Origin of the sequence: Veillonella fallax, assembly GCF_020687175.1 — a bacterium.
GTDB classification, from domain to species: Bacteria; Bacillota; Negativicutes; order Veillonellales; family Veillonellaceae; genus Veillonella; species Veillonella fallax.
Genome location: NZ_JAJEQD010000010.1, coordinates 25,137 through 35,871 on the forward strand (window position 1 = coordinate 25,137; position 10,735 = coordinate 35,871).

Consider the following 10,735-nt stretch of genomic DNA (forward strand, 5'->3'; position numbering starts at 1 on the left):
CTTCATGAATATAAAAGGAGATGATTCTATGAAATTAGGACTTAAAGATCGCTTTTCCATTGTGAAAGGCTTACTTTACCTCATCTTAGGTATCTGCTGTGTATACCTAATCGTAACCGGTCGTTATTTGAACTATATCGCACCACGATATGAACTACTGCTAGGCATTAGCAGTGTAGCTCTCATATTAGGCGGATTGGCTACGGTTATTTGGGCTCCATCGCGCTATTATAAACACAACTGGCGCTCTATCGTACCTATCATTATTCCCGTAGTATTGCTCATCGTTCCCCCTGTCCTTGTGCCTACAACTAGTGTTCAAGGTGCTGCACGCATCAATGATGATACAAACAACTTCGACTTTACAAATGATGCCATCGGCGAGATGATTACTGTTAATAGTGAAAGCAAAGAGCCTGGCATTTCTAAAGATAAAAAAGAAATTGTGTTAAATTCAGATAATTTCTATCAAACAATCGTAAAGGTTGGATCTAATGTAGACCAATACAAAGACTACACAGTATATATGACAGGCTATGTAAACCGCGATGATAACACGCTAAAATCTAATGAATTTACCATCTCTCGTATGGCTATGTCCTGCTGTATTGCTGACGTGGCACCGATTGGCATGACCGCCTATAAACCAGATGGCGATAGTTTAGCCAATGAACAATGGGTTTCTATCGAAGGCAAAGTATCTACACGAGATTTCCACGGTCGTCAACAACCATACGTAGAAATTACAAAAATAAAATCAGCAGAACCTATTTTAGGTTATGTATATCCTTAAACAAACAATCTTAAATCGATAGCCTTAAAGAGGCTTAAATAAATATATAAACAATAAACAAAAACCGAGGCCTAATGCCTCGGTTTTAATAAACATATATTTAGTAAATATATAATAGTATTATATATGGACTATATTATATATGAACTATATTATCGATGTAACTCTTTAACAATTCGTTTGCCAAGAGATGCAGCAACGGCACAAAGGAAGATGTCTGGACCTACTGGAATCAAGAAGCATGTAATAATAACGGCCTCTACCCCAATTGGTTTACCTAAGTACAAATTCATAATGAAGTATAGATAAATCATACCAAGGCCATATACGATAAATAGATTTAATATGGAACCTACTAATAATCGTTTAAAGGAAAGTTTCTCCATAGATTCTGCAATACGACCTACTGCATAAGCACCTACCATAAAACCGATCAAATAGCCAAAGGTAGGTTGTAAAATGTAACCAGGACCACCACCAGATGTAAAAATCGGTACCCCAATTAAGCCTAATACAATGTAAATACCAACACTAGCAGCACCTAATCGACTACCTAACACAATGCCTGCGAGGGTAGTAAATAAGATTTGTAATGTAAATGGACAATTAGGTAATGGTACCCGTATGAAAGCACCTACGGCAATCAATGCCACAAAGAGTGCTGTCATCGTTAATTGACGGGTAGTAATGCGACCTTGTTTCGATACTGTGGAACTCATGGTATACCTCCATTAATAACACATCAACAAACTACTAACTACCTAAATTAAATCACTTGTATTTTTAATTGTCAACTATGCATGTTGACTTTTAGTTAACTATGTAGTCTAATACTATATATACAGCAATTCCAAGTATTTTGTTTTTTTGACCATATATTATAGTTATTATCAATCGTTCATAATAACTAAAAGATATACTCATCTTCATACAAAAAACTTTAAATTTCATTTTATATTCATGTAACAACATTAAATTATACGTAAGTAGATTGAGTAAAATCTACTTTCACAAAACAGTATATAAAAGTACCTTATATTAGGAGGCATTCATTATGAAAAATGTTAAAAAAGTATCAAAGGTATTATGTGCATTTGGCGTTAGTACAGTATTATTAGCAGGCGTAGTTGGCGCAGCTAGCAACCATGCTTACAACAACAATAGCAACTGGAAAGGCGTTGGTAGCGTAGCTCCATCCGCTCAAGCTAACTATTCTGTTGATTACATGGGCGCTGTTACAGTATTCCAACAAAACTTCCCTGGCGCTACTGTAAAATCTATTTCTTACGATGCTAAACATAACCCTTACTATGAAGTAGAAGGTTACTACAACAATCGTGCAGTAGAACTTAAAGTAGACGAAGCAACTGGCCAAATCGTTGGTAAAGAAGTTAAAGGCTATGCTAAAGCAAACAAAACTATTAACGTTCAAAACATCATCATCCCTGAAGTAGCTGAAACAAAAGCTCTTGAAAAAGTTGGTTCCGACTTCCAAACTATGGAATGGTCCGTTGAACGCGAAAACGGTAAAGTTGTATACGAATTCGATATGACAACTGGTGGCGACAAAAAAGCAGAAGTAAAAGTTGACGCTACATCCGGTAAAGTATTGAGCTCCAAAGTAAAAACTACAAAATACTAAGAAGCTCTTTTCATCTAGTGAACCCCTATCCTAACCCACTAAGATGACACACTACACATATAACACACATACTATACACACAGTATCCCAATGGATACACTCTCTAACACACAAACTAACACACAAACTTAGAGAGCCCTATAACTCACAAAGGGCTCTCCCAAAACCCTATCTCACACAATAGGTAAAAGGTCTGTGTTCACACACCACAGACCAAACGTTACACACACTATACTCCCTTTAAAAGACCTTGGATCGTTGAATCCAAGGTCTTTTTTCTATTCCCTATCCTCTATCTTCTATCCTCCAGATATTACTATATATTTATAGATGTCTACCATAACCCAACAATCTAATTTACAATTAACTAGGATACATTCTTCAACACAAAAAGACCTCCCACGAAGGGAGGTCTTTTGTATAAGTTTTATAGGTCTGATAGTTTGTGTTCTATTTCTTAAGCGAGGTCATGCTCAAGAATGTCATTTGTATGTTCTGAAAGTTTGATCTATAGTATTTCCACAATGGAAGTAAGAAATTATGCTTTATCTAAAGCTTGTGCCAAGTCTTCGATGATGTCATCGATATTTTCAAGGCCGATGGACAAACGGATCATATCTGGGGTTACACCAGCAGATTTTTGTTGTTCTTCGTTAAGTTGTGCATGTGTTGTAGATGCAGGATGAATAACAAGGGATTTAGCATCTGCTACGTTAGCAAGGTTGGAGAAGATTTCCAAGGAGTCCACAAGTTTAATACCTGCTTCTTTGCCACCTTTTATGCCGAATGTGAATACAGCACCAACACCTTTAGGGAAGTATTTGTCAGCTAAAGCTTTGTATTTGCTGTCTTCTAATTCTGGGTAACTTACCCATGCTACTTTAGGATGTTTAGTCAAGAAATCTACTACTTTCCGAGCATTTTCTACGTGACGTTCTACGCGCAAGGACAATGTTTCAACGCCTTGCAAGATTTGCCATGCTGCAAGTGGTGTAATGCACGCGCCAGTATCACGAAGCAATTGAGCACGAATTTTTACAGTGAATGGAATTGGCAAATCACCATACACTAAACCATTGTAATGTTCATCACCTTCGGAGAAGCCAGGGTATTTACCAGAACCTTTATAATCGAATTTGCCAGATTCTACTACTACGCCAGCCAATGTTGTACCATGACCACCAAGGTATTTAGTAGCAGAATGTACAACTACGTCAGCACCATGTTCTAATGGACGGAACAAGTATGGAGATGCAAATGTATTATCTACAATCAAAATGATATTGTGTTTATGTGCAATATCAGCTACTGCTTGTACATCGATAAGATTAATACCAGGGTTACCAATGGACTCGATATAAACAGCTTTAGTATTTTCATCAATAGCCGCTTCAAATTCTTCCAAATTATCAGGGTTTACAAATTTAGTTTCGATACCAAAACGTGGCAATGTAGCTGTGAACAAGTTGTAAGTACCACCATACAATGTAGATGCAGCAACAATATTATCGCCAGCATTTGCTACGTTCAAAATGGAATATGTAACCGCTGCAGAACCAGATGCTACTGCGATACCACCTGCACCACCTTCAAGTTGTGCCACACGAGCATCCAATACATCAGTAGTAGGATTGCCAAGGCGGGAATAAATACCACCAGGATTAGTCAAAGCAAAGCGACCAGCTGCTTCTTCTGCATCTTTAAATACGAAAGATGTAGTTTGGTAAATAGGTACTGCACGAGAACCTGTTGGATCTACCGTATGACCGGCATGTAATTGTAATGTTTCAAATCTGTATTGTTTGCTCATTATAACAACTCCTTTATATTAACTATATATTAAGTTCACTCTTTATACCTAGTATAGTACTATGTTTTAAAATTTATGTCTACAATTAATTTATATCGTTATCCATAGCTTGAAGCTATAGCCAATTATACGCCCTCAAAACCTAGAATTAAATCAAGCTCTAAAGAGCAACAAATCAAGCTATCCCCTTTCTTATATATAAAAAAGCCCCTAATTACTTTCCGAGAGTATTTCTCTGTAGAAACCTTAAAAAGTAATTAGGGGAATTTTCTAGTAACGATAATTTAGATATAGGCACCTAAGTTTTTATCGCGTTCAAATTTCATTTTTTGAATTTGTTCAATAATGTACGGTGTCTCTTGGTATACATAGTAATTTAACCAGTTTGTAAATAACAATGTACTTACAGAACGCCAGCGTACGATAGGACGTTGTTTAGGATCATCATCTGGGAAGTAATTTTCAGGAACTGCAATATCCAACCCTCTTTTAACATCTCGTTCATATTCACGATTAAGTGTATCCCAATCGTATTCGGCATGACCAAATACAAAGATATGTTTATTGTCTAAGCTGCGAACAATAGCTGCCCCTGTTGCCTCAGAACCTGCCAACAATTCCAAATCTCGATTTTCCTTAATTTGTTGTAAGGAAACCGTTGTATGACGGGAGTGTGGCATCCAGAATTTCTCATCAAAACCACGTAATAATACTGGACGATCATTGTAAATATCATGTTCGTACACGCCGAATAACTTCTCATCCATAATGGATTTATTTATACCAAAGTGGTGATACAAACCAGCTTGAGCACCCCAGCAGATATAGAACGTAGAGTATACATGCTCTTCGCCCCAATCCATAATCTCTACCAATTCAGACCAATAGTCTACCTCTTCAAAGGGCATTAATTCTACAGGAGCTCCAGTGATAATCATGCCATCAAAGAACTCATCTTTCACTTCATCAAAGGTACGGTAAAACGTTTCTAAATATTGTTCATCTGTATTTTTAGCCTTGCGAGATGCAGTATGCAATAATGTTAAATTCACTTGCAATGGACTATTACTGAGAGCACGTAAGATTTGAGTTTCAGTAACTTCTTTAGTAGGCATCAAATTGACTAGCAATATTTGCAAAGGTCGGATTTGTTGATTTTCCGCCCGTTCTGTATCCATCACGAAAATATTCTCTTGAGCTAATTTCGTAATGGCCGGTAAATTTTTTATTACTTTAATAGGCATATTCTCACCTCTATATATTCTACAATTTGATAACCTAATCGAAACAATTTAACTAATCTAATTAAAAGCCTTTAGCCTCGTAAGCACGTCGCCAAGCTTCGAGCCCTTCTTCTAATACCTTACGAGGGCAAGCGACATTAATACGTTCAAAGTCTTCTCCATCGACGCCAAACATGGATCCCGTATCGAGCCACAATTTAGCTTCATTGATAATCCATTCATCACGTTCCTTAGGGCTTAATGGCAACTTAGAGCAATCTAGCCACATGAGATACGTCCCTTCTGGACGATATACGTGAATTTTCGGCATATATTTTGCTACATAGTCGATGGTGAATTGAATATTATCTTGAATGTATTCTTTTAACTCGTCGAGCCAAGGTGCCCCGACTTTGTAGGCCCCTTCACAACCAACGATGCCCATCGTATTTAACTGGCTATAGCCAGCGCGATCGATTTCTTTAATAAAACGACGACGTAAGGAATCATTAGGAATGAAAATATTACTTACTTGTAAGCCAGCGATGTTGAAAGTCTTACTAGGCGCTGTACATACGATACAGTGTTCTGCATAGCTTTCACCAAGATCAGCAAAAACCTTGTGCGTATGCCCTTTCCAAACAAAGTCAGCATGAATTTCGTCGCTCACGATGAGTACGTTATGTTTAATACAAATGTCGCCGAGACGTTTTAACTCGTCCTCAGTCCACACGCGGCCTACTGGATTATGCGGATTGCACAAGAGGAATAATGTTACATTTTCCTCAACGATAGCCCGTTCAATGCCCTCAAAATCAATGGTATACTTCTCTTCGCCTTTGAGTAATGGCACATTGATGAGACGACGGTCATTATCATCGATAACCATACTAAATGGATAATACACAGGTTGGTTGATAAGCACCCCTTCACCTTCCTTGGTGAAAGCGCGAACCGCCATAGCCAAAGCAAATACAACACCTGGCGTTTTAACGAGCCATTTTTGTTCTGGGTTCCAGTTAAAGCGCGTAGTAAACCAATTTTGTAGCACTTCAAAGTATTCATCATCGGATTCGGTATAACCAAATACGCCATGGTTCACGCGGTCCAACAAGATTTGCTTCAATTCAGGTGGAATTTCGAAATCCATGTCCGCTACCCAGAATGGCAACACATCTGCTGGTTTACCGCGTTTGACAGCAAAATCATATTTCAAGGATTTTGTATGCGTTCTATCTAAAATTTGATCAAAATTATATTGTCCCATAGGAACTCCTTTATTTATTGAAAGCTTGTTCTAAGTCCGCAATCAAATCATCTGTGTCTTCAATACCTACAGATAGACGCAATAAGCGACGTGTGATACCTTTACGCTCTGCATCTTCAGGTTTTAAATCTGGATGTGTTTGTGTTACAGGGTAGGTCAACAAGGACTCTGTACCACCAAGACTTTCAGCAAACTGAATAAGCTCAATGCCTTCTAATACTTTTTTGGCAGTTTCTTCGCTATCTACTTCAAAGGACAACATGCCACCAAAGCCTGTAGTTTGGGCTTTATTGATTTCATAGCCTGGATGTTCTGGAAGGCCTGGGAACAACACTTTTGTAACTTTAGGTTGTTTTTTGAGCCATTCAGCAAGAGCAATAGCATTCTTTTGGTGTTGTTCCATACGAAGTGCCAATGTTTTAACACCGCGGATTACGAGCCAACTATCCATGGCGGACAAACAAGCTCCTACAGTTTTATATGTTAAGCGCAATTTAGCAGCCAATTCATCATCATTTACAATGGTGAAACCAGAAATAACGTCATGATGACCACCGATGAATTTAGTACCGCTATGAACGACAATATCGGCACCCAAATTCAATGGTTTTTGGAAGTAAGGGCTCAAGAATGTATTGTCGATAATAACTAGTGCATTGCGGTCATGAGCTAAGGCACACAAGGCACGAATATCAGTAATCTCCATCATCGGATTTGTTGGGGTTTCAATATAAACAGCCTTTGTATTTGGTTTGAAAGCTGCTTTTACCGCATCAAGATCGGATGTACCAACATAGGTGAATTCGATACCGTTTTGTTCGTAAATATTTGTGAACATACGAATAGAGCCACCGTACAAATCATCACCTAAAATGATGTGATCTCCAGGGGAGAATAGATGGAATACAGCGTCCACTGCGGCCATGCCGGAGGAGAATGCCAATGCATCCTTACCATCTTCAAGACCTGCAATCAATTGTTCCAAACGATCCCGTGTTGGATTAGACTCACGTGTATATTGATATCCTGTTGTATCACCCAACTTTGGATGGGAAAATGTACTAGACATATAAATTGCAGGGGAAATTGCACCAGTGCTATCTGGTCTACCGCTGCCATGAACGCATTTTGTATTAAATTTCATTCCATTCAACTCCTCATATTTGTATACAATATATTAATTATAAAAGTAGACAATGATTAAGGTCAACAAAAAGGGGCACTCATACGCCATGAGTGCCCCTAAAAAGTCATATCTATTTTGAATGGCTTGCCATAACTTCAAGTTAAGTTAGCCTAATTTTTTGTTCGTTTTGTAATAAGCAATGCCAAGATAATACCCAAAGAAGATGTTACTAGCTGCGGCCAACTAGACACAAACAACATAGTATTTACAATCTTCGGTGGAAATTGGAATAGAGAAAAGAATAAAGAATATCCGCCGAACAGAACACCGGCTTTCACTAAAGCTGCCACAACAATAAGCAATACCTTCGGTTTATGTTGTAACCAATAGGCTACAAATACATAGGCAGTCGTGCCAAGGGCCGTAATCAAAATAAACGGTGGCAACGGCAACATTCCTTGTAAATGCGCTACTACAGGCGCAATCCAAGCAATAACGAGACCATTTTTCCAACCATAGCGCCATGTGGCTAGTACAAACGTAGCAGACGTGATGGAACCGATGAGGAACATACTCACCTGGTTAGGAATAAATGGGAAAATAAGGCGCAAGCTTTGCGCTAATAAGGCTACGGCCAACAATAGGCCTGTGCCCGTAATAGATTTGGTAGACATAAGAACCTCCTACTATACAATATAGATTTTTAAGAGGTACTTACCTCATATAGTAAAACTAAGCTTCTACAAAATATAGACGTGCCCGATCATATACCCAATTATAAACATAAGTATACCCTAGGATAACCAATGTCATCGTTATATCCGTCACAAAAGCCATCCAAAAACTCATATGCATCATGTACATAATAATCGGTACAGTAGCGAACATAAATAGACCTTCAAACAATACGGCATGAATCGTACGAATTACAGGTCCCCGCTCTAATCGATCACCTGGTACTAGTTTATCAAAAATCCAGTTAAATACAAAATTCCAAACCATAGCTAGCAAGGAAAAAATAACCATCAATACAAAGGGCTGTCCATCATGCGGAACAAACAACATCACCAAACAACCGATTAAAATACAACCAACCTCATACAAAATCGACTGTACCACACGCTCTGAAGCAGACATAATAAACACCTCCATCAGAAACTAGATAAGAAATTTACTATCACTCTACTATTATATTTATTTTTTTAGATTTGTCGAGCTTTGTGGAGTATTGCCATTTTATGATAGAAAAAGCCGCCATATATCTGTCCAGCGACTTGCGTCAGGATGGAGCGCAGAGAGACATATGGCGGCGGAAAGCCTATCCTAAAAGTGGCATTACGAACTGAATCCATGGAATACCCACCACGATAAAGATTGCAAGGTAGATAATACCAAAGATAGCACCTAATTTCCAGAATTCAGGACCTTTGTTGTAGCCACTAGCAAACCAGATTGGGCTGTGACCTGTACCATATGGTGTAAGGATACCCATAATACCCATTGGTACTAAAAGAATTAACATAACTTGAGCTGGATCAACACCAGGAATTTGAAGAATTAGAGTTGCAAACAAGCCTACCATAGCTGTTACATAAGCAGTGCCAGAAGCAAAGAAGTAGCGAAGCAAGCAGAATGCTAACAATAAACCAAGAACTGCCATTGTAGGATCTAAAGAAACTAAAGAACCACCTGCAGATTTAGCAAGCCATTCTAAGAAGCCTACGTTTTTAAGACCAGAAGCCATAGGCACGAGTGTAGCGAACCAAGTCAAAACATTCCATGCTGGTTTGTTAGCAAGGAAGTCTTGCCATGTCATAATCTTAGTGAAAATCATCAAGATAATAACAATTAAAGCCGTTGTAGTTGGGTTTACTTTGAATGTAGAAGCACCAATCCACAATACAAGAGCCAATACAGAAATCAAGGCCATGAAGATTTCACTACGTGTCATAGAACCTAATTTCTTGTATTCATCTTTTGCCCATGCTGCAATTTCAGGAGAACCTTTTACCTCTGGTTTGCAGAATACATACGTTAACAATGGAGTGATGATAAACAAGATGAGACCTACTGGCAAGAATGCAAGGAACCATGTGCCCCAGTTAGCAGCTACGATACCAGATTTAGCAGACAATTCTAGAGCCAATGGGTTTGGCGCTGCACCAGTCAAGAAAATAGAGCTAGATACACATGTAGTTGCCAATGCTACCCAGTTCAAATAGGAACCAATTTTACGAGGGTTCTTATCTGGGTAAGAATCGAACATTGGACAAATACTAGATACGATTGGGTAAATCGTACCACCAGAGCGAGCCGCATTACTTGGAATAAATGGAGCCAATACAAGGTCAGTAATAGCAATGGCATAACCAAGACCTAAAGAGGACTTACCAAGCTTTGCTACCAAGAACAAGGCAATACGACGGCCAAGACCAGAGTTTTCATAGCCAATACCGATCATGAAGGCTGCAAAGATCAACCATACAATGGCATTAGAGAAACCACTGAGGCCCCAACTGATAGCTTGTGCATCAGTAATCGCCTTTGCTACACCAGTTGCTTTATCTACAACAGGGGCAGGCCCTACTTTAAACAACATAGATACGGTAACTGCAATGATACCGATAAAAGCTGGTGGCATTGGTTCTAAAATCAAACCTACCACGAGGCCCGCGAAAATACTTACGTAAATCCAAGAATTTGCGCTAAGACCTTCAGGAGCACCGATAAGCCATACAAGAATAGCTACTACAAGCGGTGCGAATAATTTCCAATTCAACTTCATTAGAAACTCTCCTTACTACTTCAAAACAAAAAATTGCAAAAAAATGCTTGTCTAGTATATCAAAATTTTTAATATCAGTACATAACATA

10 protein-coding genes are annotated in these 10,735 nt (G+C 38.6%); 2 read left to right on the plus strand and 8 right to left on the minus strand.

Annotation, left to right across the window (positions count from 1 at the left end; genetic code table 11):
* The first annotated feature begins 28 nt into the window (after positions 1-28).
* Positions 29-793 carry a TIGR03943 family putative permease subunit gene (locus LKD20_RS06010; protein ID WP_227721173.1) on the plus strand — a complete coding sequence of 255 codons (765 nt, stop codon included), beginning with the start codon at positions 29-31 and terminating at the stop codon, positions 791-793.
* A 152-nt stretch (positions 794-945) separates the two neighbouring features.
* Here the strand turns inward: LKD20_RS06010 and LKD20_RS06015 are convergent, their stop codons facing one another.
* Positions 946-1,512 (minus strand): biotin transporter BioY, encoded by a 567-nt coding sequence (locus LKD20_RS06015; RefSeq protein ID WP_039969556.1) that lies wholly within the window; start codon positions 1,510-1,512, stop codon positions 946-948.
* A 335-nt stretch (positions 1,513-1,847) separates the two neighbouring features.
* Between LKD20_RS06015 and LKD20_RS06020 the strand changes: the two genes are divergently transcribed.
* Positions 1,848-2,435 carry a PepSY domain-containing protein gene (locus tag LKD20_RS06020; RefSeq protein ID WP_227721174.1) on the plus strand — a complete coding sequence of 196 codons (588 nt, stop codon included), beginning with the start codon at positions 1,848-1,850 and terminating at the stop codon, positions 2,433-2,435.
* A gap of 538 nt (positions 2,436-2,973) precedes the next feature.
* On the opposite strand, the gene LKD20_RS06025 is transcribed toward LKD20_RS06020, so the two are convergent.
* From LKD20_RS06025 to LKD20_RS06055, 7 genes are all read right to left on the minus strand, one after another.
* Entirely contained in the window at positions 2,974-4,245 is a 1,272-nt protein-coding gene (locus LKD20_RS06025) for an O-acetylhomoserine aminocarboxypropyltransferase/cysteine synthase family protein (protein ID WP_227721175.1), read from the minus strand.
* 284 nt (positions 4,246-4,529) lie between these two features.
* Positions 4,530-5,489 carry a homoserine O-acetyltransferase MetA gene (metA, locus tag LKD20_RS06030; RefSeq protein WP_005387716.1) on the minus strand — a complete coding sequence of 320 codons (960 nt, stop codon included), beginning with the start codon at positions 5,487-5,489 and terminating at the stop codon, positions 4,530-4,532.
* A gap of 61 nt (positions 5,490-5,550) precedes the next feature.
* Complete coding sequence (locus tag LKD20_RS06035) at positions 5,551-6,735, minus strand: MalY/PatB family protein (protein WP_227721176.1); 1,185 nt, start codon at positions 6,733-6,735, stop codon at positions 5,551-5,553.
* Between the two features lie 10 nt (positions 6,736-6,745).
* Complete coding sequence (locus LKD20_RS06040; RefSeq protein WP_227721177.1) at positions 6,746-7,879, minus strand: trans-sulfuration enzyme family protein; 1,134 nt, start codon at positions 7,877-7,879, stop codon at positions 6,746-6,748.
* 152 nt (positions 7,880-8,031) lie between these two features.
* Positions 8,032-8,535, minus strand: a complete 504-nt coding sequence (locus LKD20_RS06045) for an ECF transporter S component (RefSeq protein ID WP_024066506.1) — start codon at positions 8,533-8,535, stop codon at positions 8,032-8,034.
* A gap of 58 nt (positions 8,536-8,593) precedes the next feature.
* The gene (locus LKD20_RS06050) at positions 8,594-8,998 is read right to left on the minus strand and encodes a PACE efflux transporter (RefSeq protein ID WP_039969553.1); all 405 of its coding nucleotides are present in this window, start codon (positions 8,996-8,998) and stop codon (positions 8,594-8,596) included.
* A gap of 181 nt (positions 8,999-9,179) precedes the next feature.
* Positions 9,180-10,646, minus strand: a complete 1,467-nt coding sequence (locus tag LKD20_RS06055; RefSeq protein ID WP_119209100.1) for a DASS family sodium-coupled anion symporter — start codon at positions 10,644-10,646, stop codon at positions 9,180-9,182.
* Positions 10,647-10,735 lie beyond the last annotated feature (89 nt).